The organism is Enterococcus sp. RIT-PI-f, from assembly GCF_001297065.1.
Taxonomy (GTDB): Bacteria; Bacillota; Bacilli; order Lactobacillales; family Enterococcaceae; genus Enterococcus_D.
This window is the reverse complement of the sequence record NZ_LHOX01000017.1, coordinates 144,954-169,212: the sequence shown is the minus strand read 5'-3', so window position 1 is coordinate 169,212 and position 24,259 is coordinate 144,954. Positions and strand designations below refer to the sequence as shown.

29 protein-coding genes are annotated in these 24,259 nt (G+C 41.7%); 26 read left to right on the top strand and 3 right to left on the bottom strand.

Annotated elements, in window-relative coordinates; translation table 11 throughout:
• Positions 1 to 39: 39 nt before the first annotated feature.
• The 13 genes from AEQ18_RS10710 (at position 40) to AEQ18_RS10650 (ending at position 9,657) form a co-directional block, all read left to right on the top strand.
• Positions 40 to 885, top strand: a complete 846-nt coding sequence (locus tag AEQ18_RS10710) for a transporter substrate-binding domain-containing protein (RefSeq protein WP_054116334.1) — start codon at positions 40 to 42, stop codon at positions 883 to 885.
• 22 nt (positions 886 to 907) lie between these two features.
• Positions 908 to 1,597, top strand: a complete 690-nt coding sequence (locus AEQ18_RS10705; RefSeq protein WP_054116419.1) for an amino acid ABC transporter permease — start codon at positions 908 to 910, stop codon at positions 1,595 to 1,597.
• Between the two features lie 13 nt (positions 1,598 to 1,610).
• The gene (locus tag AEQ18_RS10700) at positions 1,611 to 2,336 is read left to right on the top strand and encodes an amino acid ABC transporter ATP-binding protein (RefSeq protein ID WP_054116333.1); all 726 of its coding nucleotides are present in this window, start codon (positions 1,611 to 1,613) and stop codon (positions 2,334 to 2,336) included.
• 158 nt (positions 2,337 to 2,494) lie between these two features.
• A complete protein-coding gene (locus AEQ18_RS10695) occupies positions 2,495 to 3,019 on the top strand; it encodes a YqeG family HAD IIIA-type phosphatase (protein ID WP_054116332.1) in 525 nt (174 codons plus the stop codon).
• Positions 3,020 to 4,138, top strand: coding sequence for a ribosome biogenesis GTPase YqeH (gene yqeH / locus AEQ18_RS10690; protein WP_054116331.1), 1,119 nt, complete (start codon positions 3,020 to 3,022; stop codon positions 4,136 to 4,138).
• A gap of 15 nt (positions 4,139 to 4,153) precedes the next feature.
• A complete protein-coding gene (gene yhbY / locus AEQ18_RS10685) occupies positions 4,154 to 4,465 on the top strand; it encodes a ribosome assembly RNA-binding protein YhbY (protein ID WP_054116330.1) in 312 nt (103 codons plus the stop codon).
• An 11-nt stretch (positions 4,466 to 4,476) separates the two neighbouring features.
• The gene (locus AEQ18_RS10680) at positions 4,477 to 5,118 is read left to right on the top strand and encodes a nicotinate-nucleotide adenylyltransferase (RefSeq protein ID WP_054116329.1); all 642 of its coding nucleotides are present in this window, start codon (positions 4,477 to 4,479) and stop codon (positions 5,116 to 5,118) included.
• Positions 5,108 to 5,707, top strand: a complete 600-nt coding sequence (gene yqeK / locus AEQ18_RS10675) for a bis(5'-nucleosyl)-tetraphosphatase (symmetrical) YqeK (RefSeq protein ID WP_054116328.1) — start codon at positions 5,108 to 5,110, stop codon at positions 5,705 to 5,707. Before AEQ18_RS10680 ends, yqeK begins: the two co-directional genes overlap by 11 nt.
• Before the next feature lie 11 nt (positions 5,708 to 5,718).
• The gene (rsfS, locus tag AEQ18_RS10670; RefSeq protein WP_082348652.1) at positions 5,719 to 6,060 is read left to right on the top strand and encodes a ribosome silencing factor; all 342 of its coding nucleotides are present in this window, start codon (positions 5,719 to 5,721) and stop codon (positions 6,058 to 6,060) included.
• Complete coding sequence (locus AEQ18_RS10665; RefSeq protein ID WP_235505532.1) at positions 6,045 to 6,788, top strand: class I SAM-dependent DNA methyltransferase; 744 nt, start codon at positions 6,045 to 6,047, stop codon at positions 6,786 to 6,788. The genes rsfS and AEQ18_RS10665 overlap by 16 nt, the downstream gene beginning before the upstream one ends.
• Before the next feature lie 30 nt (positions 6,789 to 6,818).
• Positions 6,819 to 8,039, top strand: a complete 1,221-nt coding sequence (locus AEQ18_RS10660) for a nucleotidyltransferase (RefSeq protein ID WP_054116325.1) — start codon at positions 6,819 to 6,821, stop codon at positions 8,037 to 8,039.
• Positions 8,040 to 8,062: 23 nt separating this feature from the next.
• The gene (locus AEQ18_RS10655) at positions 8,063 to 8,785 is read left to right on the top strand and encodes a YebC/PmpR family DNA-binding transcriptional regulator (RefSeq protein WP_054116324.1); all 723 of its coding nucleotides are present in this window, start codon (positions 8,063 to 8,065) and stop codon (positions 8,783 to 8,785) included.
• Between the two features lie 212 nt (positions 8,786 to 8,997).
• The gene (locus AEQ18_RS10650) at positions 8,998 to 9,657 is read left to right on the top strand and encodes a hypothetical protein (protein WP_054116323.1); all 660 of its coding nucleotides are present in this window, start codon (positions 8,998 to 9,000) and stop codon (positions 9,655 to 9,657) included.
• A 151-nt stretch (positions 9,658 to 9,808) separates the two neighbouring features.
• On the opposite strand, the gene AEQ18_RS10645 is transcribed toward AEQ18_RS10650, so the two are convergent.
• Complete coding sequence (locus tag AEQ18_RS10645; RefSeq protein WP_054116322.1) at positions 9,809 to 10,114, bottom strand: hypothetical protein; 306 nt, start codon at positions 10,112 to 10,114, stop codon at positions 9,809 to 9,811.
• Positions 10,115 to 10,215: 101 nt separating this feature from the next.
• Between AEQ18_RS10645 and AEQ18_RS10640 the strand changes: the two genes are divergently transcribed.
• Positions 10,216 to 10,419: a helix-turn-helix domain-containing protein gene (locus AEQ18_RS10640; protein ID WP_054116321.1), complete on the top strand. Its 204-nt coding sequence runs from the start codon at positions 10,216 to 10,218 to the stop codon at positions 10,417 to 10,419.
• Between the two features lie 250 nt (positions 10,420 to 10,669).
• Here the strand turns inward: AEQ18_RS10640 and helD are convergent, their stop codons facing one another.
• Positions 10,670 to 12,940 (bottom strand): RNA polymerase recycling motor HelD, encoded by a 2,271-nt coding sequence (helD, locus tag AEQ18_RS10635; RefSeq protein ID WP_054116320.1) that lies wholly within the window; start codon positions 12,938 to 12,940, stop codon positions 10,670 to 10,672.
• A gap of 195 nt (positions 12,941 to 13,135) precedes the next feature.
• On the opposite strand from helD, the gene AEQ18_RS10630 reads away from it, so the two are divergent.
• The 11 genes from AEQ18_RS10630 to rbfA all read left to right on the top strand — a co-directional run bounded on the left by AEQ18_RS10630 (position 13,136) and on the right by rbfA (position 22,577).
• The gene (locus AEQ18_RS10630) at positions 13,136 to 13,633 is read left to right on the top strand and encodes an ASCH domain-containing protein (protein ID WP_054116319.1); all 498 of its coding nucleotides are present in this window, start codon (positions 13,136 to 13,138) and stop codon (positions 13,631 to 13,633) included.
• 69 nt (positions 13,634 to 13,702) lie between these two features.
• Positions 13,703 to 13,879, top strand: a complete 177-nt coding sequence (locus AEQ18_RS10625) for a 2-hydroxymuconate tautomerase (RefSeq protein ID WP_054116318.1) — start codon at positions 13,703 to 13,705, stop codon at positions 13,877 to 13,879.
• 302 nt (positions 13,880 to 14,181) lie between these two features.
• Positions 14,182 to 16,122 (top strand): threonine--tRNA ligase, encoded by a 1,941-nt coding sequence (gene thrS / locus AEQ18_RS10620; protein ID WP_054116317.1) that lies wholly within the window; start codon positions 14,182 to 14,184, stop codon positions 16,120 to 16,122.
• Positions 16,123 to 16,338: 216 nt separating this feature from the next.
• Positions 16,339 to 16,716: a DUF4234 domain-containing protein gene (locus tag AEQ18_RS10615; RefSeq protein WP_054116418.1), complete on the top strand. Its 378-nt coding sequence runs from the start codon at positions 16,339 to 16,341 to the stop codon at positions 16,714 to 16,716.
• Positions 16,701 to 17,042 carry a DUF2752 domain-containing protein gene (locus AEQ18_RS10610; RefSeq protein WP_054116316.1) on the top strand — a complete coding sequence of 114 codons (342 nt, stop codon included), beginning with the start codon at positions 16,701 to 16,703 and terminating at the stop codon, positions 17,040 to 17,042. Before AEQ18_RS10615 ends, AEQ18_RS10610 begins: the two co-directional genes overlap by 16 nt.
• Positions 17,043 to 17,268: 226 nt before the next feature.
• Complete coding sequence (gene rimP / locus AEQ18_RS10605) at positions 17,269 to 17,742, top strand: ribosome maturation factor RimP (RefSeq protein WP_054116315.1); 474 nt, start codon at positions 17,269 to 17,271, stop codon at positions 17,740 to 17,742.
• A gap of 21 nt (positions 17,743 to 17,763) precedes the next feature.
• Positions 17,764 to 18,972 carry a transcription termination factor NusA gene (gene nusA / locus AEQ18_RS10600; RefSeq protein WP_054116314.1) on the top strand — a complete coding sequence of 403 codons (1,209 nt, stop codon included), beginning with the start codon at positions 17,764 to 17,766 and terminating at the stop codon, positions 18,970 to 18,972.
• Positions 18,973 to 18,988: 16 nt separating this feature from the next.
• Positions 18,989 to 19,285 (top strand): RNase P modulator RnpM, encoded by a 297-nt coding sequence (gene rnpM, locus AEQ18_RS10595; RefSeq protein WP_054116313.1) that lies wholly within the window; start codon positions 18,989 to 18,991, stop codon positions 19,283 to 19,285.
• Positions 19,278 to 19,580 (top strand): YlxQ-related RNA-binding protein, encoded by a 303-nt coding sequence (locus AEQ18_RS10590; RefSeq protein ID WP_054116312.1) that lies wholly within the window; start codon positions 19,278 to 19,280, stop codon positions 19,578 to 19,580. The genes rnpM and AEQ18_RS10590 overlap by 8 nt, the downstream gene beginning before the upstream one ends.
• Before the next feature lie 12 nt (positions 19,581 to 19,592).
• Positions 19,593 to 22,193, top strand: a complete 2,601-nt coding sequence (gene infB / locus AEQ18_RS10585; RefSeq protein WP_054116311.1) for a translation initiation factor IF-2 — start codon at positions 19,593 to 19,595, stop codon at positions 22,191 to 22,193.
• Positions 22,194 to 22,226: 33 nt separating this feature from the next.
• Complete coding sequence (gene rbfA / locus AEQ18_RS10580; protein ID WP_054116310.1) at positions 22,227 to 22,577, top strand: 30S ribosome-binding factor RbfA; 351 nt, start codon at positions 22,227 to 22,229, stop codon at positions 22,575 to 22,577.
• Positions 22,578 to 22,626: 49 nt separating this feature from the next.
• On the opposite strand, the gene AEQ18_RS10575 is transcribed toward rbfA, so the two are convergent.
• Complete coding sequence (locus AEQ18_RS10575; protein ID WP_054116309.1) at positions 22,627 to 23,205, bottom strand: phosphatase PAP2 family protein; 579 nt, start codon at positions 23,203 to 23,205, stop codon at positions 22,627 to 22,629.
• A gap of 122 nt (positions 23,206 to 23,327) precedes the next feature.
• On the opposite strand from AEQ18_RS10575, the gene truB reads away from it, so the two are divergent.
• Complete coding sequence (truB, locus tag AEQ18_RS10570; protein WP_054116308.1) at positions 23,328 to 24,257, top strand: tRNA pseudouridine(55) synthase TruB; 930 nt, start codon at positions 23,328 to 23,330, stop codon at positions 24,255 to 24,257.
• Positions 24,258 to 24,259: the final 2 nt, after the last annotated feature.

The window sequence follows — 24,259 nt, the reverse complement described above, 5'->3', positions numbered from 1 at the left end:
ATTGTATAAATATTTGTTTTTTGAGAAGGAGAATGGAAAATGAAAAAATTATTTGGCTCATTGATCGTATTGGCAGGCGTTTTGGTACTAGGTGCATGTGGAAGTAACGGTTCCAGCAGTTCAGACAGTTCAAGCGGCACAGCTTCAGCTGACAACCAATTGGAAGCAATCAAAGCTGCAGGGGTGATCAACGTAGCAACTTCAGCGGATTTTGCCCCATTTGAGTTTCACGCATTGATTGACGGCAAAGATCAGATCGTAGGCGCAGATATTGATCTAGTCAATGAAATAGCAGATCAATTAGGTGTCACTGTCAATATTTTAGATTTAGATTTCAATGCGGTATTGACAGCATTGCAACAAGGCAAAGCAGATATTGCTGTTTCAGGTATTTCGGCAACAGATGAAAGAAAACAAACTTTTGATTTTACGGATAATTATTTCACTCCGGAACAAAAATTAGTCATCAACAAGGACAATCAAGATGCTTACACATCGATCGACAGTTTAGCAGGGAAAAAAGTCGGTGCGCAAAAAGGTTCGATCCAAGAATCAATCGTTCAAAATCAATTGGCTGATTCACAACTCGTATCGATCGCCAAAGTACCGAATTTGATCAATGAATTGAAGCAAGGCTCCATTGATGGTCTGGTCTTAGAAAGTGCAGTAGCAGAGTCTTATGTTGCCCAAAATGATGATTTGATGGTGACTGACGTTGCTTTAGAAGTATCCGCAGATGATTCATATGCCATTGCTTTACCTAAAGGCAGTACTGAATTGCAGGCTGAATTGAATAAGATTTTGAAAGAATTGGATGAAAATGGTACAATCAGCGAGTATGTACAAAAGAATACTGATTTAGCCAACGATAATGCAGCACAATAGATAGAACGGAGCAGAACAAATGATGGATTTATCCTTTTTAACGACGTATTATCCCTATTTTATTTCCGGTGTATTGATCACGATTGTTATCTCGATCATCACAGTGATTTTTGGCACGATTTTAGGCGTTTTATTGGCTTTGATGAAACTATCTAAAATCAACGTCTTTCGCTGGTTTGCCAATGCCTATATTGAGATCATTCGCGGGACACCAATGTTGGTCCAAATACTGATCGCCTTTGGTTTGCTGCAAGGAATCTTCTCCTTGCCAACGATTTCTTTTGGCGTACTAAGCTTAGACTTCGGCCGCTTACTGCCTGGTGTGATCGCATTGTCGTTAAACTCAGGCGCTTATGTTGCTGAAATCGTTCGTGCTGGGATCAATGCAGTTGATTTTGGTCAGTCTGAAGCAGCTGGTTCGTTAGGTTTGCGGCCAGCGCAAGCGATGCGCTATGTGATTTTTCCGCAGGCATTGCGGAATATTCTGCCACCTCTGGGCAACGAATTTATCGTCTTGATCAAGGATTCATCGTTGTTGTCAACGATCGGCATCTATGAATTGATGAACAGTGCGCAAATCGTGGTGACCAGTTCCTTCCAGCCGCTGACACCTTTTTATGTTGCAGCTGTCATTTATTTCATTTTGACATTTACAACTTCACGCTTGTTGAACATGTGGGAAAAGAAATTGGGTAAAGGTTACCGTCGTTAAAAGGAGAAAAAAGATGATGTTAGATATCCAGGATTTACACAAAAGTTTTGGTGATAATCACGTATTAAAAGGCATTTCAACAACCATCAACCAAGGAGAGGTCGTCGTTGTGATCGGTCCTTCCGGTTCAGGGAAGAGTACCTTTTTGCGTTGTTTGAATCTATTAGAAGTGCCAACCAAAGGAACGATCATTTTTGAAGGAACGGATATTACCGATCCTAAAAATGATATTTATACAATGCGGGAAAAAATGGGGATGGTTTTTCAAAATTTCAATCTGTTTCCCAATCTTTCCGTATTAGATAATATTACGTTATCCCCTACCAAGGTAAAAAAAATGGCCAAGAAGCAAGCAGAAACGTTGGCCAACCAATTGCTCCAAGATGTCGGTTTACCTGATAAAGCTGACGCCTTTCCTCAGAGTTTGTCAGGCGGCCAAATGCAGCGAATCGCGATTGCCCGTGCTTTGGCGATGGAACCTGATGTGATGCTTTTTGATGAACCAACATCTGCTCTGGATCCTGAAATGGTTGGAGAAGTCTTAGGGGTGATGCAGCGTTTAGCGCAACAAGGCATGACAATGGTGATCGTCACACATGAAATGGGCTTCGCCAAAGAAGTGGCTGACCGCGTGTTGTTCATGGATCAAGGTGTCATCATGGAAGAAGGCACACCAGCTGAAATTTTTGATACCCCGCAGAATCCTCGTACGATCGACTTCTTGAGTAAAGTTTTATAATCCAGTGAAAAACATCCTGCGGGATGTTTTTTATTTTTGGGTAGCATACAGAAGTTGGCTTGCTTGCTAGTATTCAACCAGAATTTATTGTATAATTACAGGTTGAAGAGTCATTTTTATCATAGCTGTAACCAGAATAATTAAATAGAGGAGTTTCTATGTTTTCAAATTACAAACCAACTTGGATGGTGGATGCGATCTACAAGATCACCCCTAGCCAATTAAAAAAACAAGGAATCAAAGGGATTTTGACTGACCTCGATAATACATTGATTGCATGGAACAACCCCGATGGCACGGAAGAACTTAAAAGCTGGCTATTGGAGATGAAGAATGCAGGTATTCCGGTGGTTGTCGTTTCCAACAACAATAGTGAGCGGGTGGCTAGAGCGGTCGCGCCATTTGGCTTGCAATATGTTCATCGTGCCTTGAAACCTTTCTCTCGAGGAATCAAGCAGGGCTATCAAATGTTAGGCCTGGAAAAAGAAGATGTTGTGATGATCGGAGATCAAATCATGACCGATGTCAAAGCCGCAAATGGCGCTGGGGTTCGCAGTATTTTGGTCCAGCCTGTCATTCCGACAGATTCTTGGAAAACCCAAATCAATCGTGCTGCTGAACGCAGGATCATGCATTATTTATTAAAACATAACCCAGAGTTAAAATGGCGTGGAGGAATTTAAATGACTGAAAGTAACGAAACAATCCATTGTATTGGATGTGGTGCGCTGATCCAAACAACGACACCAAATGAATTAGGTTATACCCCTCAATCAGCATTAGAAAAAGGATTGGCTTCTGGAGAAGTATACTGTCAGCGTTGTTTTCGTTTGCGTCACTATAACGAAATCCAAGATGTTGCACTAACAGACGATGATTTTTTGCGTTTGCTGAATGAGATTGGCCAAAAAGATGCCTTGATCGTCAATGTGGTAGATATTTTTGATTTCAACGGCTCCTTGATTCCCGGCTTGCATCGCTTTGTTGGGGATAACCCAGTTTTGTTAGTCGGAAATAAAGTTGATATCTTACCGAAGTCCTTAAAGAAATCAAAGATGAAACAATGGATGAAAGAACGTGCCCATGAAGCCGGTCTTCGACCTGTGGACGTCTTGCTGACAAGCGCGAAAAAAGCTGGCGAAATGGAAGAACTGCTGACAATGATCGAAAAGTATCGTGAAGGTCGGGATGTTTACGTGGTTGGTGTGACCAATGTGGGGAAATCAACATTGATCAACCAAATCATCAAACAAACCGCCGGCGTCCAAGAATTGATCACCACTTCCAGATTCCCTGGTACGACGTTGGATAAAATCGAGATTCCTTTAGATGACGGTCATTTCTTGATTGATACGCCAGGCATCATCCATCGACATCAAATGGCCCACTATTTAGGAAAACAAGATTTGAAAATTGCAGCACCAATGAAGGAAATCAAACCGAAAGTGTATCAGTTGAACCCTGAGCAGACTCTGTTCTTAGGTGGTTTGGCCCGTTTTGATTTCGTTCAAGGTGAGCGCAGTTCCTTTGTGGCCTATGTGGCCAATGATGTAGAGATTCATCGCACAAAACTTGAAAAAGCAGATGCCTTTTATCAAAAACATGTCGGCGGTCTGTTGCAACCGCCTCGTCAAGACGAAGTCGAAGCTTTCCCAGAGTTGGTCCGATTTGAGTTTTCGATCAAAGACAAAACGGACATCGTTTTTGCCGGCCTTGGCTGGATCACAGTCACCAAACCATGCGTGATCGCAGGTTGGGCGCCAAAAGGTGTCGATGTCATCAGAAGAAAAGCATTAGTATAAGAAAGAAGGAAGAACATGGAATTAAGAGGAAAACAAAAACGATTTTTGCGCAGCGAAGCGCATCATTTAAATCCGATTTTTCAAATCGGCAAGGGCGGATTGAATGAGGCCATGATCCTCCAAATCGCAGAAGCATTGGAAAAACGTGAATTGATCAAAGTTTCTTTGTTGCAAAACACGGATGAAGTAGCCGAAGAAGCGGCGCTTGCGATCCAAAAACACATTCATTGCGAGATCGTTCAAATCATTGGACGAGTGATCGTCTTGTTCAAACCTTCAAGTAAAGAAAAATATCAAACGATCTCTGCAAAAGTTCGTTCGGTATAGGAGGCATCGGCATGCAAGGACATTCATTTGACAAGGTACAGACCGTTGCAGCGCTTCAAAGCGCACAACTTGTACCAAAGAAACAAGTGGGCATTCTTGGCGGCAACTTTAATCCAGTGCATTATGCACACTTGATCATGGGAGAACAAGTGGGACAAGCATTAGGATTAGAAAAGGTCTATTTCATGCCCGAATATTTACCACCGCATATTGACGAGAAAGAAACGATTCCTGCTGTGCACCGGTTAGCGATGTTGGAATTAGCCATCGCGGACAATCCGCGATTTGCTGTAGAAACAATCGAATTGGCAAGAAAAGGCAAAAGCTATACAGTGGAGACGATGCGGGAATTGACTGCACTGCATCCAGATACCAATTATTACTTTATCATTGGTGGCGATATGGTACAGTATTTGCCTAAATGGCATCAGATTGATGAATTGATGCAATTGGTGACCTTTGTTGGTGTACGCAGACCAGGATATCCAATTGAAAGCGACTATCCAATCATTTGGATCGATGTACCATTGATGGATGTCAGTTCCACTACAATTCGTAAGAAAGTGGAACAAGGTTGTTCGGTACGGTATTTATTGCCGGAAAATGTGTTACACTATATTCAAGAAAAGGAGCTGTATTTGGATGATGTCTAGTCATTATACACATGCTGAGCGAGAAGCGTTGATGCAAAAAGTGCAAATGCAAATGAGCAACAAACGATTCCAGCATGTATTGGGCGTTGAAAAAACAGCAGTTGCCTTAGCAGAAATATATGGTGCATCACCTATCAAAGCCAGTATCGCTGCATTGACCCATGACTATGCCAAGGAACGCAGTGATGATGAATTTATACAAGTGATTCGTCAAAATGGCTTTGATTTAGATCTATTGCACTGGAACAATGCCATTTGGCATGGTATTGTGGGTGCAGATTTTGTTCAAAGAGAATTGTCGATCGATGATGAAGAGGTTCTCCAAGCCATTCGACTGCATACGACCGGTGCTGCTGACATGGGTTTGCTGGATAAAATTATTTATGTGGCAGATTACATCGAACCTGGCCGCAACTTTCCGGGCGTCGAAGAGGCCAGAGAAATCGCGTTAGTCGATTTGGACAAAGCCGTTGCTTATGAAACAAAACATACACTGCTGCACTTGATCAATCAAGAAGCAGTCATTTACCCAAAAACGATTGAAACATACAATCATTGGGTAGCTAACTTTAGGAGGGAATTACCATAGATAGTCAGAAAATATTAGAAATCGCAGTTCGTGCCGCTGATTCGAAACATGCAGAGGATATCATGGCATTAGACGTACGAGAAATTTCACTTTTGGCAGATTACTTTGTGATCTGTTCAGGAAATAGTGAACGTCAGATCAACGCGATCATTGATGAAGTCTTAGACAAAGAAGAAGAAAATCAAGTTGACGTTCGCCGTGTAGAAGGAAAAGATGGCGGTAAGTGGGTCTTGATCGACTTAGGCGATGTCATTGTCCATGTGTTCAATGCATCAGAACGTGCCTTTTACAATTTAGAAAAACTTTGGTCAGATGCACCGCTTGTGGATCTTAACGAATGGGTCGTGGCGTAATGGCTTACGAAACCTTCGCATTTGTCTATGACGAAGTAATGGATTCCAGTCTCTATAAAAAGTGGCTGGATTTTTCTTGCCGTCATTTAGGAGAACGGAAACAAATCATGGAACTGGCCTGCGGAACTGGTGCCTTGGCAGTGGAATTTGCCAAAGCTGGCTATCAAGTAACAGGGCTAGATCTATCTGAAGAGATGCTGATGATCGCAAGTCAAAGAGCACAAGCGGAAAATGTGTCGATCCAATTCGTTGAAGGGGATATGCTTGATCTCGTTGATGTTGGCCAGTACGAGGCTATTACTTGTTATTCCGATTCACTTTGTTACATGGAAGATGCGCAGAGCGTGCAGCAAGTATTCGATGGTGTCTTTGAATCGTTGGTGGAGGATGGCGTCTTTTTGTTTGATGTCCATTCCACGTATCAAATCGATGAGGTCTTTCCAGATTACAGCTATCATTATCAAACGGATGACTTTGCTTTCTTATGGGAAAGTTACCAAGGAGAAGTTGAGCATAGTATCGAGCATTTCTTGACTTTCTTCGTTCAAGAAGACAATGGACAGTTCAACCGTCTGGATGAATTACATCAAGAACGAACTTATCCTTTAGAAACTTATATCAGAATGTTAGAAAATGCCGGTTTCTCTGCTGTTTCTTGTTATGCAGATTTTATCGATGTTGAACCAAATGAAAAAAGTCGTCGCTGGTTCTTTGTTTGCCATAAATGATCGTTGTTCATCGTAAGGAGGCGTGTATAGATGCAAGCATGTGGCATTATCGTTGAATACAATCCATTCCATAATGGCCATCGCTATCATATCGAGCAAGCCAAAAGCAAGACAGGTGCTGATGTCGTTGTTGCGGTCATGAGTGGGAATTTTTTGCAAAGAGGCGAACCGGCGGTGATCGATAAGTGGCAAAGAGCACAAGCAGCGTTGGCCAATGGCGCCGATCTCGTCGTCGAACTGCCTTCTGCTTGGGCCGTTCAGCCTGCTGATTTGTTCGCGTCAGGCTCTGTGTCTCTTTTACAAGCACTCAAATGCCAATGGTTATGCTTTGGCACAGATGCACAAGCACCTTTTGATTATCAGGCATTTGCGCAGTTTGAAGAACGCCATCGTGAAGAAATCGATGCTGATTTTCAACGATTAGACAAAGCGAATGCTACTTATAATGAGAGAATTGACACGGTACTCAGCAGGTCATATCCTGCCTACGCTGCACATAGCAAGCAACCGAACCATATTCTAGGTATGGAATATGCAAAGGCGTTATTGCACTACGATGCGCCAATGGAGATCGTTGCGATTGCAAGGAAAGCTGCTGCCTATCATTCTGAAGCGTTACATCATGCATCCATCGCAAGTGCAACTGCGATCCGCAAAGGGATAAAAAACAATACTGATATCACCTCTTTTGTGCCAGTACAAACGTATAAAAACCTACAGGGGAACGTGGTTGAATGGCAGGCATTTTGGCCGCTGCTGCACTATCAGATCATGGTGATGCCTTTACATGAAATGGCGCAAATTTACCAAATGGTCGAAGGATTAGAGTATCGGATCAAGGCATGTGCACAAACTGCCCGTAATTTTGACGATTTTATCCAACAACTAAAAACCAAACGGTATTCCCTTGTTCGCTTGCAGCGCTTGCTGTGTTATGTATTGTTTCAAATTACAACAGATGAGATGACAGAAGCACAAAAGCAGCCCTATATACGTGTTCTAGGCTATACAAGCCAGGGGCAAGCATATCTCAAACAAATCAAGGCAGATCTATCTATGCCCTTAGTGGCGAAGTTTGGTAAAAAAGAAGGAACACAGTATGCACTTTCTTTGAAAGTGGATCAAGTGTATCAATTGGCGAGTCAACAAATCAGTGAACAGAATTTTGGCCGTAAGCCGCTTTTTATTCCGAATGAGAAAAAAAGCTTCACACAAGCTGATTTGGCAAGTATAATAAATAGGGATTTTTAAAAACTAGAAAGCGAAGTGAAATCATGGGTCGTAAATGGGCAAATATCGTAGCGAAGAAAACAGCTAAAGATGCAAACAATAGCCGAGTTTATGCAAAATTTGGAATCGAAATCTACGCGGCAGCAAAATCAGGTGATCCTGATCCTCATGCGAACCAAAAATTGCGCTTTGTCATTGAACGTGCCAAAACTTATAATGTGCCAAAACACATTATTGACAGAGCCATCGAAAAAGCCAAAGGTTCTGGCGACGAACAGTATTCAGAATTGAGATACGAAGGCTTTGGTCCTAATGGCTCAATGGTCATCGTGGATACATTGACCAACAATGTCAATCGGACAGCTGCAGATGTGCGGGCAGCCTTTGGGAAAAATGGCGGCAATATGGGTGTTTCAGGTGCGGTTGCATACATGTTTGACAACACCGCTTTATTCGGTTTTGCCGGAAACGATGCGGATGAAGTGCTTGAATACTTGATGGACAAAGAAATCGATGTCCGAGATGTGATCGAAGAAGATGGACAAATCATCGTTCATGGCGAACCAAGTGATTTCCATGCGATTCAAGAAGCATTGAAAGAAAAAGGTGTGACCGATTTTACAATTGCTGAAATGCAAATGATTCCGCAAACCGAAGTAGTTTTGACCGGTGAGGACTTAGAAAAATTCGAAAAAATGATCGATGTTTTAGAAGATCTAGAAGATGTGCAAAATGTCTATCATAATGTTGCGGACGCAGAAGAATAACGATCTTTTTTACAGCGAACGTTTGAGAAACCATTGACCAGTCAAGTGTATACTTGGCTGGTTTTTTTTATTTGCCATAGGGATGTCATATAAAAAAATCTTACGTTAAATAAAAAAATAATTCGTCGACCCGCTGTCTTTTCTGTTGGTTTCCGGCTGTTTTATATGTTATGATTTAGGCATTAGATAATGTATAGTGCAAGGAGGCAGACATGGAAGAAAAAATAGTTTTAGAACCATTCAACCGCATTTTAAGCGGTTATGAAAAGCTTGCAGAAGTGTCTGTTTCAGTGGCTGACTGTTCCGCTTTATGTCGAAAGTATCAAAAGTTTGGTGTGGAAGGCTATCGTCTAGGCGGCTATCGCGGGGCAACCTATTTAAATCGTTATTTAAATGTGACTGTCGATCGGGCGCCATTATTGATTTATAAAAAGCAATTTTTGATTCCATTGGTTTTTCGCCAGACAGAAGCTTCGGAACAACTTTTTTTGGAAGACTATCGAATGGAAGGGTTTTTCCTGCTTTTAGAGTGGTTGTTGCTTCATCGACCCGAAAAGGCCATTATTGATTTTCAAAAAAGCCGTGGCATCCAGCCAAATAAAGAATATGTCATTGATAGCTCATTTATCGCCTTTCGCTTGACGGAAATTTTAGATGGAGCGGGTTTTCCCCTTAGCCGTTTTCAAACCATTGAGGCGTTTAGTGATTGGAATCGTACCTATAAATTGATCGACAATGGCAGTATTGGTCGGCACAGCAAAATTTTTGATCCTGAGAATGCTGAAAATATCGCAGAATTGCAAATGATCTTATCAATCGTTGGCTTGCGTTATCCGGAAATGCACTTATTTATCGGTGAATTAAAAGGCTAAAAACATCATTCAATCTTGTCCTAAGTGGATGCAAAGATTGACTGATGTTTTTTTGCTCTTTATCAATGAGGTCGGAGGGAAATTGTTCCATTCATTTGGACAGTAGCGTCACATTACCATGCAACAGGAGGTGTCTTCCGTTAACAAAAAGCTAGACTCTCACTTTCGGACGCGCGCGCAAATCGTCTACTTGTTCGTCTAATGTGGTCAAAATATGTTGGTAATCCTGATGAAAAATAGTAAAAAGCTGTGCATAGGCATGATAATCTTTGATGATTTTTTTCTTATGCAGGGGAAGTTCTTTTTGATCAAAAAAAGTTTGGAGGGAGTGCAGTAGTTCAGACCAAGCATGCAAGTGTTCGATGGTTTCTTGTAAATGAAAGATGTCTTGATAGATAATTTCTTTAACGGGTTGCTGCTTCTTCGTGACCAGTGTCATTTCTTGTGTGTCCGCCATGATTGTCGCCCCTTTATTTTTGATAGCTTAATTATATCTGTATTTCAGATATAATTCAATATCTATATTCCAGATATTTATAATAAAAATGGGTGATGATCATGAAATATGAAAATATACGTTCAATAAGAGAAGACAACGATATTACACAACGGGAAATGGCCGCGTTTTTAAATGTCTCTCAAAATACATACTCTCAATATGAAACAGGCAAGATCGAGTGGACCGCACCAACATTGATCAAAATCGCAGAATATTTTGATGTAAGTGTCGACTATTTGCTCGATCGAACAAAAGAAAAATAGCTCCAAGGCGCTTTTAAGTGCTGATTTCACATCGGATGAGTAGTTATTCACGAAATAGGACAAAGTGATACGTACCAAATGATTAAAGCCCTTTGCGAAGTAAAGGGTTTTTTTGTCGATAAGGGTTAATGGAAAAGTATGAAGTGAATTCAAAGTTGTTTTTTTGTAGGTAAAATGAACATGGGACTGAAGAATCAAAACGGATTCTTCAGTCCCCTGAATGATAGAAGTATGGGTACTATTTATATTTCTATTGATGGATAGCTTGATAGGTTGTTGGGTTTGCTTTGTCTAAAATCGGTAACTGCTGGTCTGCGATCACCGTCAATTGATGCATGGCGCGGGTCGCCATCGTATAGAAAATCAATTGATCTTGCGGTGCATCGAAAGTCGCATTTGGTGTCCAAACAATCACTTGATCGAATTCCAGACCCTTTGCCAGGAAAGCAGGGAAGATCATGACGTTGCGCTTCATGAAGTCTTCTTCGGAGATAATCAACTGGACGTTGTCTTGGCTGCTAGGGGCCAATTGCTGATACAATTTCTGGCAATCCGCTGCTGTTTTACAGATGATCGCTGTCCGCCACTGTTGATTGTTGACAGCGTCACTGATTTTGTCCTCAAGTAAAGTGTAAGATGCAGCAGTAGAGTCAGCTGTGACCACAGTTGGCAAGTCTCCCCCGCGGGCAGTCAGTTCAACTTGGTCATCGCCAGTCAGAAATTGGTTCGCGAAATCAGTGATTTCTTTGGTTGAACGGTAGCTGGTTTTTAATTGATACCTTTTGACACTATCTTGAGGGAAGAGGTCATCCAGGGAGCCGACGATCGATTCATTGTCATATACTTTTTGATTTAAATCGCCGCAAAGTGTGATGCCCGCTTTTGGATACAATTGTCGCAGCATGGCTACTTGTGCTGGAGGGAAATCCTGCATTTCATCAATAAAGATAAAACGCGCCTTTTCTTCCACATGGATTGGATAAAGCTGTTTGATCAACAAGAAGAATAAAACGGCGTCTTCTTGTTTTAATCGGCGCTGACGCAAGTCTTGTTTGATGGCAAGCATTGATTCCTGCCAGGTTTCTGCTGATATATCCGTATGTTTCTGAACTGTTGCCAAAACTGATTGTAAAAAATGGAGATATTGTTTCGGCTGGTTGATAAATTGAAACTGTTTGACGCCGCGGGTCAATGAACGAAATTTTTTGCGGACGATCTGCTGTCGCAGTTTCTTACGCATCCGCCGCTCATTTTCTTCTGAATACTCTTGATGTGGATCATTGGCAAAGGCTTGTTGCAGTTGTTCTTCAACTTCTTCTTTGACCCAATCTTTCTTGGCTTCATCTTTTTCTAACCCAGCGACTTTCTTCAGAAGCTTTGTTTGCAGCAGCTGGCTTCTTTGATAGATAGGCAGCTCATCGTTGGTATCTTGGTACCACTGTCTGATTTGTTCTTTAGTGATATAAGTCTGTCCTTGGATTTTTAGATCTCTAAACATCGGACCGATCGGCGCGATCGCCTGTACATATTGCTGGATTTTTTTGACCAGCGTCAAGCTGCTTTTTAATTTTTCGATCGCATCATCATCACCACTCAAAAAATTGGCTTCTTGCTGGGTTTCTTTGGTCACTTCAAATCCTCTTAATATCAATTGCAGGAAATGATGGAAGGTGCGGGTGGGCACTTCGCTTTCACCTAATGAAGGCAGGACCATAGAAATATAATCTGAGAATAAATGGTTTGGTGAAAACAAGAGCACTTGTTTCTCATCCAGCCATTTGCGGTTGCGATAAAGCAGGTAAGCAACACGTTGCAGCAGTGCAGACGTTTTGCCACTTCCGGCAATCCCTTCAATCAGCAAGAAGCGATGATTTGTATCGCGAATGATCTGATTTTGGGCTTTTTGGATCGTGGAAACAATGTTGCGCATCTGTGAAGAAGACGCATCATCTAAGATTTCTAGTAGAAATTCATCGTTGATGATTTCTGAGGTATCAACCATCGACTGTAATTGGCCGTTTTGGATCTTGAATTGACGTTTCAAAAGTAAATCGACTGTAAAGCGGTCAGTATCTGTTTCATAAAATGTTTCACCCAATTCACCTTCATAATACAGATTGGCGATCGGTGCCCGCCAGTCGATGACAATTGTTTCTTCATCTTTATCTCGTAATGAGGCGATACCTAGATACAGGGTTTCCGTTTCTGTTTCTTCTTGGAAATCGATCCGAGCGAAATAAGGGTTGTTGGCCATCGTACTTAAGGTTTTGACCCGTTTTTCTTGTGATTCTGCTGTCTGATATTTGATCAGCAGTTCTTGTTCATGTTGCTGATATTCAATGACAGATTCATAGAAGGCTTCACTATCGCCACCTCGAATTTTTTTATCAGCGATTTCTTTTAATTGATCTTCCATCTTATTCGCAAGTTCTTGTTTTTGCTGTGAAAGGATCGTTTGTTCTTTATGGATCAATGCAATAGTTTCATCGATATGTTGTTGTTCTTTTTGACGTTCGTTCACTAGGGATCCTCCTTAAAAAAATTGCGACATAAAATTATAGCATATAAAAGGAGCCGTTGTCGTTAAAAAATAAAAAGTGTGCTAAACTTTTAAGAAAGCAATAGATTTCCTTGCCCATGCCAGAGAATTGGCCTCAACGGATCAAAGAATATCACGGATTCATCAGATAAAAACCCACGTAAAGGAGTCAAAAAAATGACAGACATATCTATGGAAAATCACCACACCTTTCAAGAGAAGGTGACTGATTTTTGGCGGAAGTTTTTGCAGAATCATCCTGGTTTACCATCTGACTTAATGTATGAAGAACCTTGGGCTTTTGGAAATTCTTCGGAAATGGCAGAAGAATTGGCACAGCTCGTCTTGATTGGTAAGAAAACTGCCACCACCTCGGCAGCCGCATTGTATACGATCGAGAATGAGCCGTTACCTAAAGCTGATACATACAGTATTTTATTGAATGGACAACAAGAACCCTGCGCGGTCATTTATACGGAAACAGTCACGATCGTTCCTTTCGATGAAGTCACAGCAGCTTTTGCTTACAAAGAAGGGGAAGGGGACCGTTCTTTAGCATATTGGCGCGAAGCGCATGAAGCTTTCTTTCGTCAAGCATATCAAGCAGCAGGATTAATATTTGATCATCAGATTCCTTGTGTATGCGAAACCTTTCGCTGCTTATATCAGGCGTAAAGACGTGAGGTTCTTGTAAAAGGGAAGAAAAAAGGTGTATACTGATGAAAATCAAAGGAGGTCATTACCATGCCATTTATTCATGTCGAATTAGTAAAGGGCCGCTCAGAAGCGCAATTGAGTGCCATGATGAAAGATATTACTGAAGCTGTTCATAAAAACACCGGTGCGCCAAAAGAACATATCCATGTGATTGTCAACGAAATGAAAAAAGGTACTTATGCAGTGAACGGTGATTGGAAATAAGTGCTTGCATTTTTTTGCTATGAGTGGTTTAATTAAGCCATAATTGATTGATAAAAAAGACAGCTGATCTTGAGAGTCTTCGATAAGAGAGGGAAATACTTGCTGAAAGTTTCCTAGGAGAAAACCAAAGGATGACCACTTTTTTTGACCTTTGTTGAAACAAAGGCGGTCGTACCGTTAACACGTCCAAGGAAAACAAATCGTTTTCAAACATTAGGTGGAACCACGAGTGATCGTCCTAGTATCTTCATAGATACTAGGACTTTTTTTATTCAATCAAAACTATAAAGGAGGACATATTCATGTCATTATCAATTACATTTCCAGATGGTGCTGTCAAAGAATTTCCAGTGAACGTAACCACTAAGGAAATTGCTGAAAGTATTTCAAAAAGTCTAGCCAAAAAGGCGTTGGCTGGCAAAGTCAATGGGCAATTGATCGATTTAGATCGACCAATCGACGCAGATGCCTCAATCGAAATCGTTACACCGGATCATGAAGATGCATTGCAGTTATTGCGTCACTCAAGCGCTCATTTGATGGCACAAGCCATGCGCCGCCTCTATCCATCAATTCATTTCGGTGTAGGTCCAGCGATTGACAGTGGCTTTTATTACGATACGGATAATGGAGAAAATCCAGTGACTGCGGAAGATTTACCAGCGATCGAAGCTGAAATGATGAAAATCATCAAGGAAAATCTGCCAATCGAGCGCCGTGTGTTGACAAAAGCAGAAGCCCTAGAGGTGTTTGCAGAAGACCCTTATAAAGTCGAACTGATCAGTGATCTGTCAGAGGACGAAACAATCACAGCGTATCAACAAGGGGAGTTTGTTGATCTATGCCGTGGCCCCCATGTCCCTTCGACTGGGCGGATCCAAGTCTACAAATTATTGTCAGTAGCAGGTGCCTACTGGCGCGGCAACTCGGACAATCAAATGATGCAGCGGATTTATGGTACAGCCTTTTTTGATAAAAAAGATTTGAAAGAATTTATCCGATTGCGTGAAGAAGCCAAAGAACGGGACCATCGGAAATTAGGTAAAGAGCTTGATTTGTTTATGTTATCGCCTGAAGTCGGCGCAGGGTTGCCATTCTGGTTGCCAAAAGGCGCAACCATCAGACGGACGATCGAACGATATATTGTCGACAAAGAAGTCAGCTTAGGTTATCAACACGTCTATACACCGATCATGGCCAATGTTGATCTCTACAAAACATCTGGACACTGGGATCACTATCATGAAGACATGTTCCCGCCAATGGATATGGGTGATGGCGAAATGCTTGTGTTGCGTCCTATGAACTGTCCGCATCATATGATGGTCTATAAAAATGATATCCATTCATATCGCGAATTGCCAATTCGTATCGCTGAATTGGGCATGATGCATCGTTATGAAAAATCTGGCGCATTATCTGGTTTGCAACGGGTACGGGAAATGACCTTGAATGATGGCCATACGTTTGTTAGACCGGACCAAATCAAAGAAGAATTCAAACGAACATTGGACTTGATGGTTGAAGTGTATAAAGATTTCAACGTCACAGACTACCGTTTCCGTTTAAGCTATCGCGATCCTGAAAACAAAGAAAAATACTTTGATGACGACGCAATGTGGGAAAATGCCCAAGTGATGTTAAAAGAAGCCATGGATGAATTGGGATTGGATTATTTCGAAGCAGATGGTGAAGCAGCATTTTATGGTCCAAAACTAGATGTGCAAGTCAAAACAGCTTTAGGTATGGAAGAAACGCTTTCGACGATCCAATTAGACTTCTTGCTGCCAGAACGCTTTGATTTGACTTATGTAGGCGAAGATGGCGAAAATAACCGTCGTCCAGTCGTGATCCATCGTGGGATCGTTTCAACAATGGAACGCTTTGTTGCCTATCTAACAGAAGTTTACAAAGGCGCATTCCCTACTTGGTTGGCGCCGATCCAAGCATCGATCATTCCAGTGTCAGTGGAGGCCCATAGTGATTATGCTTATGAAATCAAAGAACGTTTGCAAGCACAAGGCCTGCGGGTAGAAGTCGATGACCGCAATGAAAAAATGGGATACAAGATCCGGGCGTCGCAAACACAAAAAATTCCGTATCAAATCGTTGTTGGTGATCAGGAAGTCAATGATGCGACTGTCAACATCCGTCGCTACGGAAGCAAGGAAACCCATGTTGAAGAGTTGAATCTCTTTGTAGATGCAATGGCTGCGGAAGTGAAGAATTATAGCCGGGTTTAATTGGATGAATCATTGTCCGCTAAAATGAAGTGAAAGACAGAAATCATCATGGTTTCTGTCTTTTTTTCATCAATGTATTTGGTAAATGCAGCTAAATCATCGTCTAACACTTTCTTCTTTATCCAAATCAGGTATAATTAATTAAAGACTTGAAAAGTTGTTTAGGAGGCGTTTGATTTGGGTGGAAATTATGTAAGGCAACAACGTTCTATTTTAATGGTCATTTTACTAACGATCGTGACCTGTGGTATTTACTATTTTTATTGGTTTTATCAAACCACAAAGGAATTGACAGAATACAGTGAGGATTATCGACTCTCTCCAGGACTCTCCATCGTCCTAACGATCGTGACCTGCGGCTTCTATCAGATCTATTGGTGGTATCGTATCGCAGATATCTTTATCAGTGCGCAGCAAAAAGCGAAATACCCTCGTCTCAATGACAATAAGATCTTGTTCGTGGTCTTGACTTTGTTTGGTTTGGATATCATCAATATGGCGATCCTGCAATCAGATATGAATCAGCTTTGGGAAAAAGCGGATCAAACCATTCCGAACCAAGCTGCAGACTTCGATGATTGGACAGACTATTGATTTGTCCATTTAAAGCAGTGACTGGTTTGCCTTGCCCTGGTTGTGGGATGACTAGGGCATTTTTACATCTTGCCGATGGAGATATAGCAGGAGCCTTTCACTTTCATCCATTATTTTGGCTCGTTCCGATTTTGATCGTGGTCATGATTTTCAAACACAAACCGCTGATTGCAAAGATCTATCGCAATCAAAGATTCTGGTTAGGTACAATGATTTTGGTTGTTACAGTTTATATCGCTCGTCTGGTTCTCTATTTTCCTCATCAAGCCCCTTTGGATCTCGATGCCGATGCCGTGATTCCACGATTGATTTCAAGTTTGTTTTGAGCCAAGAAATGGGGATCGATCAGTTGCTTGAATTGGGATGAAATCTTTAAGAAATCCTATTTTATTTTCAGAAAAACCGCGATAAATGCGCCAATAGTTGAAAGTAACTGGATTTTGTGTTATATTAACAATGTAATGATACTTAGAGTGAGTGAGCGGTTTTTTCGCTCACTCTTTTTAATGGAATGAAGTTCGTTTCGATGAGAACTAAAGGAGGCGATGTTGTGTGAGTACAGTAGTGGAAACCGTCACTGAAATCGTGACACCAATTCTGGATGCACAAAATTTTGAGTTAGTTGAAGTGGAGTTTGTCAAGGAAGGCAAAAGCTGGTTTTTGCGGGTATTTATTGATAAAGAAGGCGGCATTGATATTGAAGAATGTGCCTTTGTCAGTGAACATTTGAGTGAACAGCTTGATCAAATCGATCCCGATCCAATTCCACAAGCTTATTTTTTGGAAGTTTCTTCCCCTGGGGCGGAACGTCCGCTTAAGAAAGAAGCCGATTATCAACGTGCTGTCGGAGAATATATCCATATTTCTTTATATCAGCCTGTCGATGGAGAAAAACAATTTGACGGATTTTTGCAATCTCTTGACGAAAATCAACTGGTCATCAAGACACGTGTCAAAACCAGAGAAAAAGAACGGACGATCGAACGGAAAAACATTGCCAAAGCTCGTTTAGCCATTCAATTTTAATCACGGAGGAATGAAAGAATCATGAGTAAAGAAATGTTGAATGCATTGGATGCATTAGAAGCAGAGAAAGGCATTTCAAAAGAGATCGTTATTGATGCATTAGAAGCAGCATTGGTATCCGCTTATAAACGCCATTACGGTCAAGCACAAAATGTTGAAGTAGAATTTGATCAAAAAAAAGGCAATATCCATGTGTATGCGGTCAAAGAAGTGACTGAAGAAGTGATGGACTCGCAATTGGAAGTATCGTTAAAAGAAGCAATGACGATCAATCCAGCATATGAGATCGGGGACAAAATCCGTTTTGAAGTCACACCAAAAGATTTCGGCCGGATCGCTGCCCAAACAGCGAAACAAGTGATCTTGCAACGTGTGAGAGAAGCTGAACGCAACATTATTTATAATGAGTTCAGTGCCTATGAAAAAGATATCTTACAAGGAATCGTTGAACGACAAGACAATCGGTATATCTATGTAAATTTAGGTAAGATCGAAGCTGTGTTATCAAAACAAGACCAAATGCCAAATGAATTCTATCAAGCACATGATCGGATCAAAGTATTTGTTTCTCGTGTTGAAAATACCTCTAAAGGGCCTCAAGTCTTCGTTAGCCGCAGTCATCCAGATTTATTGCGCCGCTTATTTGAGCAAGAAGTGCCTGAAGTATATGATGGTACAGTTGAGATCGTCAGCATTGCTAGAGAAGCCGGCGATCGTGCGAAAGTCGCTGTTCGTTCATTTGATGCCAATGTTGATCCTGTGGGCACTTGTGTTGGCCCTAAAGGTCAACGGGTCCAAGCGATTGTCAATGAGTTAAAAGGTGAAAATATGGACATTGTCGAATGGAATGAAGATCCAGCAATTTTCATCGCCAATGCATTGAACCCTGCAGAAGTGAGCGATGTGATTTTTGATGTAGAAAATCCACGCGCATGTACAGTCGTTGTTCCAGATTACCAACTATCATTAGCTATTGGTAAACGTGGCCAAAATGCACGATTGGCTGCCAAATTGACTAGCCATAAAATTGATATCAAGTCTGAATCAGATATGGAAGAATTTTATGCGAAATTAGATGAAGGTGATTATATCGATGAATATAACCCTGAAGAAGGCAACAATGAAGCTGTCGACGAAACGCTTGCAGCAGAAGAAGCAGTCGATGAAGCCATTGTTGCATCTGATATGACAGCAGATGATTACGAAAACATCGATTTTGACGAAAAATAGGTGAGGTGACATCGTCATGAAAAAACGAAAAGTTCCGTTGCGCAAATCAGTGGTTTCCGGTGAAATGCTGCCAAAGAAGGAAATGTTGCGGATCACTCGTTCCAAAGAAGGTGTTGTTTCTATGGATCCAACAGGTAAAATGCCTGGTCGCGGCGCATATATCGCGATCGATCCAGCAGAAGCACAAAAAGCTTGGGACAAGAAAATCCTCGATCGCGTGTTAGAAGCTAAATTGACGGATGAATTTTATCAAGAACTGCTAGAATACGTAACCCATCAAAAAGCGCGAAAAGAGTTATTTGCAAATGAATAAAACGAAAGCATTAAATATGTTAGGACTAGCCATGCGGGCTGGGAAAATGGTCACGGGTGAAGAAATGACGTTGAAAGAGATTCGCAATGAAAAAGCGGCTTTGGTCATTCTTGCCAGTGATGCTGGTAAAAATACACAAAAAAAAATCAAGGACAAAAGTTCTTATTACGAAATTCCGCTCCTAGATGTATTTTCTACTGATGAAATCAGTGCTGCCATTGGGAAACCAAGAATGGTGATAGGCATCTTAGATCAAGGATTTGCAAGGAAGGTGCAGGAATTAATATTAGGTTAGGAAGGTGATTGCATGGGGAAAAAAAGAATTTACGAACTTGCAAAAGAATGGAATAAATCGAGTAAAGAGATTGTCGAAAAAGCACAATCTTTAGGCTTTGATGTGAAAAATCATATGGGCGCCATCTCAGATGGAGAGGCAAAAACGTTGCAGCAGTCATTGGGCAGCAAACCAAATGATCAATCATCAGTAAAATCAACTCCCGCAAATCAGAAACCAGCCAACCAGCCAGAAAAACAAGAACAAAAGAAGTTTAAAACGCAAAGAAATAATCCTAACTTCCAAAACCGTCACAACAATCAAAATCAACAACGTTCCACTGCAAGCAATCAACGTCCTTCTGGTCAAGGACAAGTGGAGCGCAGCAACAATGCAGAAAATCAACAACGGCCAAATAACCAAGGAAGTCAAAGTCGAGTGAATAACCAAAATAATCGAAACACCCAAGGACAACAAAATCGTCCAACAAACCAAGGACAACAAAATCGTCCAACAAACCAAGGACAACAAAATCGTCCAACAAACCAAGGACAACAAAACCGTCCAGCAAGCCAAGGACAACAAAACCGTCCAGCAAACCAAGGACAACAAAACCGTCCAGCAAACCAAGGACAACAAAACCGTCCAGCAAGCAATAATCAAGGGGCTGCTCGTTCAAACACCAATGGTCCTTCAACCAGCGACAACCAAAATCGCGGGGGCAACCAAAACAACCGTGGCAAATCAAATTACGGTGGACGAAACAACAATTTTAACAATAACAATAATCGCAATAAATTCAATAAAAAAGGCAAAAAAGGCCGTCAAAACCAAACACCAAAACCACCAGTTCCAGCACGTAAATTCCGTGAGTTGCCAGAAGTATTAGAATATACAGAAGGCATGAACGTTGCGGATATTGCGAAAAAAATCTACCGTGAACCAGCTGAAATCATCAAGAAACTCTTTATGATGGGGGTAATGGTCAATCAAAACCAACCACTTGATAAAGATACGATCGAATTGTTGGCAACTGATTATGGGATTGATCCTCAAGAAAAAGTTCAAATCGATATTGCTGATATTGATAAATTCTTTGAGCCCGAAGAACAAACAGCTGAGAATCTTGTTTCTCGTCCGCCAGTTGTTACGATCATGGGTCACGTTGACCACGGGAAAACAACATTGCTTGATACCTTACGTCATTCTCGTGTAACTAGTGGCGAAGCCGGCGGAATCACACAGCATATTGGTGCCTACCAGATCGATATCAATGGCAAACCAATCACTTTCTTGGATACACCAGGACATGCGGCCTTCACTAGCATGCGTGCGCGTGGTGCAAGTATCACTGATATCACGATTTTGGTCGTTGCAGCAGATGATGGTGTCATGCCTCAGACTGTTGAAGCAATCAACCATGCAAAAGCAGCAAAAGTGCCAATTATTGTTGCTGTGAACAAAATCGACAAACCTGGTGCCAATCCGCAACATGTCATGCAAGAATTAAGTGAACACGAATTGATTCCTGAGGCATGGGGCGGCGATACGATTTTTGTAGAGATCTCTGCCAAGTTCGGTCAAAATATCGAAGAATTATTAGAAATGATCTTATTGGTTGCGGAAGTGGAAGATCTAAAAGCTGATCCTACACAACGTGCGATCGGTACTGTAATCGAAGCACGCCTAGACAAAGGAAAAGGACCAGTTGCGACTTTGTTGGTGCAACAAGGAACATTACACGTTGGTGATCCAATCGTTGTCGGAAATACCTTTGGTCGAGTGCGGGTCATGACCAATGACTTAGGTCGCCGTGATAAAACAGCTGGACCGGCAACACCAGTTGAAATCACTGGTTTAAATGATGTGCCGCAAGCAGGCGATCGCTTTGTTACTTTTGAAGATGAAAAAACAGCCCGTGCTGCTGGTGAAGAACGTGCCAAACGTGCATTGATGGAGCAACGTTCATCAAACAGCCGTGTGACATTGGATAACTTGTTTGAAAGCCTTAAAGAAGGCGAATTGAAAGAAGTCAACGTCATCATCAAGGCAGATGTACAAGGTTCGGCTGAAGCGTTGGCTGCTTCATTGAAGAAAATCGATGTTGAAGGTGTTCGTGTGAATATCGTCCATTCAGCCGTTGGTGCGATCAATGAAAGTGATGTCACTTTAGCTGCAGCAAGTAATGCGATCATCATTGGTTTCAATGTGCGTCCTACGCCGCAAGCCAAACAACAAGCCGATGCCGAAGTTGTGGATATTCGTTTGCACAGAATCATCTATAAAGCAATCGAAGAAATCGAAACAGCGATGAAAGGGATGCTTGATCCAGAATTTGAAGAAAAAATCACTGGTCAAATGGTTGTTCGTGAAACCTATAAAGTCTCTAAAGTCGGCACGATTGCTGGTTGTTATGTCACTGAAGGTAGTGTCAAGAGAGATAGCGGTGTTCGCTTGATTCGTGACGGTATTGTGATTTTCGAAGGCAAATTGGCTAGTCTGAAACGCTTTAAAGATGATGTCAAAGAAGTGAAACTAGGTTTCGAATGTGGCGCGATGATCGAGAATTTCAACGATGTCAAAGTTGATGATGTCATCGAAGGCTATGTGATGGAAGAAGTTCCAGTTAAATAAAAGAATGTATAAAACGTAAGGAGGCAATTTTGAATGGCTAACTATCGTGATCGAAGAGTTGCACAAGAAATATTAAAAGAAGTCAATCAGATTCTTCGTAAAAGTGTCCGTGATCCACGAGTTCAAGATGTAACGATCACTGATGTACGGGTAACAGGCGACTTGCAGCAAGCAACGATCTATTACAGTACGTTGACAGATCTTGCATCAGATAAGCAAAAAGCCCAAGCCGGTCTTGAAAAAGCGACTGGATTGGTTCGTCGAGAGCTAGGACAGGCCTTGTCCCTCTATAAAGTCCCTGAAATTCAATTTGAATTGGATCAATCCGTTCAATATGGAAGCAAGATCGATGAAATGATTCGTAAATTGCATACGGAAGAGTAATATAAAAACGGCTATACCGAAAAGGTATAGCCGTTTTTATTTGGCTTGCTTAGGTCATAAAGAGCAAAGTGACCAAACTTGCGACAGCTGTGCCTAAAAACCAGCCGCCTAGTACATCAGTCAGAAAATGGATTCCTAAGTAGACGCGGCTAAAGCCAATCAGAAAAGCAATCAAACAAGCAAAGATTGCCATAGGAAGCACTGCTTGAGGCAGCAGGCTGCCGATCGTCATCGCAATCGTCCCGTACATAGCAGCAGAAGTGGCTGCATGTGCACTAGGAAAACCATGGTCTTTTTCTTCTACTAAGCGATGGTTGATGGGTCGATCTCGTCGAACGAGCCGTTTGATGAGATACGCCAGACCAGAAACCACAAAGATACTGGTCGCTGTTTGCGGCGCGATCGATTCCCTTGTATCAGGGAAAGCAAACAATAATAAACCAATAGTGATCGTGGGTGCTGCTTTTCCCAGATTGGTAAAGAATAACATCATTCGTGTTAAAGCAGGTGTCCGATTCTTGATCAGTGATGATGCGAAAGCTTCTTCTTTTTGTTGAAGAATACCTAATTGGATCAATATCAAAAATATAACAAAGCCTAAAGTCGAAATGAGCGTCAAAAACACCATGCAAAAACCTCCCTATGTCTATATTTTAGCATGAGAGTTGATGCAGCGGAAAGGATTTTGATGTGGGTCTGGTTTTTTTTCTATGGTATAATAATCAAGTTGAAACGAATCGGAGGGATTCTATGGATGGTATTTTACCGTTATGGAAAGAGCGTGGACAAACCAGTCATGACTGCGTTTTTAAACTAAGAAAAATTTTACAAACAAAGAAAGTCGGACATAGTGGGACGCTTGATCCAGATGTTGATGGTGTATTGCCGATTTGCATTGGTAAAGGAACGAAAGTTGTTGAATATCTCGTGGATTCCGGCAAACGCTATACAGGAGAGATCACACTAGGTTTCAGTACGACGACCGAAGATGCGTCTGGAGAAGTGGTGGCGACAAAAAAAATCATGACACCTTATACAATAGAAGAAATCGATCGCGCGATGGCAGAGATGACAGGAACGATTACCCAAATTCCACCAATGTATTCTGCTGTCAAAGTCAATGGCAAGCGGTTATATGAATATGCAAGAAACAATGAGACTGTCGAACGGCCAAAACGCCAAGCGGTGATCGCCGAATTTAAACGAATCTCAGAACCTGTCTATGATGCAGAGCAAAAGACACAATCGTGGCGATTCGATGTATCTTGCGGTAAAGGCACGTATGTGCGGACATTGGCTGTCGATACTGGGAAGCTTCTGGAGATGCCGGCGCATATGTCGGATTTGACACGATTGGCAAGTGGCGGTTTTACCAAAGAACAAGCAGTAACGATCGATCAAGTGAAGGAAGCTGTAGCCAATGACACGATCGCCGAGTTGTTGCTGCCAATTGAATATGGTGTGGCCGATTTTGAACAAGTGACGATCAATGAAGACTTGTGGCTGAAAGTCCGTAATGGTATGCGGCTGCCTTATCAAGATTTCGGGCTGACTGCTCGCCCCAATCAGCTGATTGCTATTTTTTATCAAAAACAATTGGTGAGTATTTACAAAGCGCATGATAAGTATCATGATATGGTAAAACCAGCAAAAGTGATACGGACAGAAATAGGAGAATAAGA

Coding starts and splice junctions, on each gene's coding strand:
- AEQ18_RS10710 (WP_054116334.1), top strand. CDS start 40: ATGAAAAAATTATTTGGCTCATTGATCGTATTGGCAGGCGTTTTGGTA.
- AEQ18_RS10705 (WP_054116419.1), top strand. CDS start 908: ATGGATTTATCCTTTTTAACGACGTATTATCCCTATTTTATTTCCGGT.
- AEQ18_RS10700 (WP_054116333.1), top strand. CDS start 1,611: ATGATGTTAGATATCCAGGATTTACACAAAAGTTTTGGTGATAATCAC.
- AEQ18_RS10695 (WP_054116332.1), top strand. CDS start 2,495: ATGTTTTCAAATTACAAACCAACTTGGATGGTGGATGCGATCTACAAG.
- yqeH (WP_054116331.1), top strand. CDS start 3,020: ATGACTGAAAGTAACGAAACAATCCATTGTATTGGATGTGGTGCGCTG.
- yhbY (WP_054116330.1), top strand. CDS start 4,154: ATGGAATTAAGAGGAAAACAAAAACGATTTTTGCGCAGCGAAGCGCAT.
- AEQ18_RS10680 (WP_054116329.1), top strand. CDS start 4,477: ATGCAAGGACATTCATTTGACAAGGTACAGACCGTTGCAGCGCTTCAA.
- yqeK (WP_054116328.1), top strand. CDS start 5,108: ATGATGTCTAGTCATTATACACATGCTGAGCGAGAAGCGTTGATGCAA.
- AEQ18_RS10665 (WP_235505532.1), top strand. CDS start 6,045: ATGGGTCGTGGCGTAATGGCTTACGAAACCTTCGCATTTGTCTATGAC.
- AEQ18_RS10660 (WP_054116325.1), top strand. CDS start 6,819: ATGCAAGCATGTGGCATTATCGTTGAATACAATCCATTCCATAATGGC.
- AEQ18_RS10655 (WP_054116324.1), top strand. CDS start 8,063: ATGGGTCGTAAATGGGCAAATATCGTAGCGAAGAAAACAGCTAAAGAT.
- AEQ18_RS10650 (WP_054116323.1), top strand. CDS start 8,998: ATGGAAGAAAAAATAGTTTTAGAACCATTCAACCGCATTTTAAGCGGT.
- AEQ18_RS10645 (WP_054116322.1), bottom strand. CDS start 10,114: ATGGCGGACACACAAGAAATGACACTGGTCACGAAGAAGCAGCAACCC.
- AEQ18_RS10640 (WP_054116321.1), top strand. CDS start 10,216: ATGAAATATGAAAATATACGTTCAATAAGAGAAGACAACGATATTACA.
- AEQ18_RS10630 (WP_054116319.1), top strand. CDS start 13,136: ATGACAGACATATCTATGGAAAATCACCACACCTTTCAAGAGAAGGTG.
- AEQ18_RS10625 (WP_054116318.1), top strand. CDS start 13,703: ATGCCATTTATTCATGTCGAATTAGTAAAGGGCCGCTCAGAAGCGCAA.
- thrS (WP_054116317.1), top strand. CDS start 14,182: ATGTCATTATCAATTACATTTCCAGATGGTGCTGTCAAAGAATTTCCA.
- AEQ18_RS10615 (WP_054116418.1), top strand. CDS start 16,339: ATGGTCATTTTACTAACGATCGTGACCTGTGGTATTTACTATTTTTAT.
- nusA (WP_054116314.1), top strand. CDS start 17,764: ATGAGTAAAGAAATGTTGAATGCATTGGATGCATTAGAAGCAGAGAAA.
- rnpM (WP_054116313.1), top strand. CDS start 18,989: ATGAAAAAACGAAAAGTTCCGTTGCGCAAATCAGTGGTTTCCGGTGAA.
- AEQ18_RS10590 (WP_054116312.1), top strand. CDS start 19,278: ATGAATAAAACGAAAGCATTAAATATGTTAGGACTAGCCATGCGGGCT.
- infB (WP_054116311.1), top strand. CDS start 19,593: ATGGGGAAAAAAAGAATTTACGAACTTGCAAAAGAATGGAATAAATCG.
- rbfA (WP_054116310.1), top strand. CDS start 22,227: ATGGCTAACTATCGTGATCGAAGAGTTGCACAAGAAATATTAAAAGAA.
- AEQ18_RS10575 (WP_054116309.1), bottom strand. CDS start 23,205: ATGGTGTTTTTGACGCTCATTTCGACTTTAGGCTTTGTTATATTTTTG.
- truB (WP_054116308.1), top strand. CDS start 23,328: ATGGATGGTATTTTACCGTTATGGAAAGAGCGTGGACAAACCAGTCAT.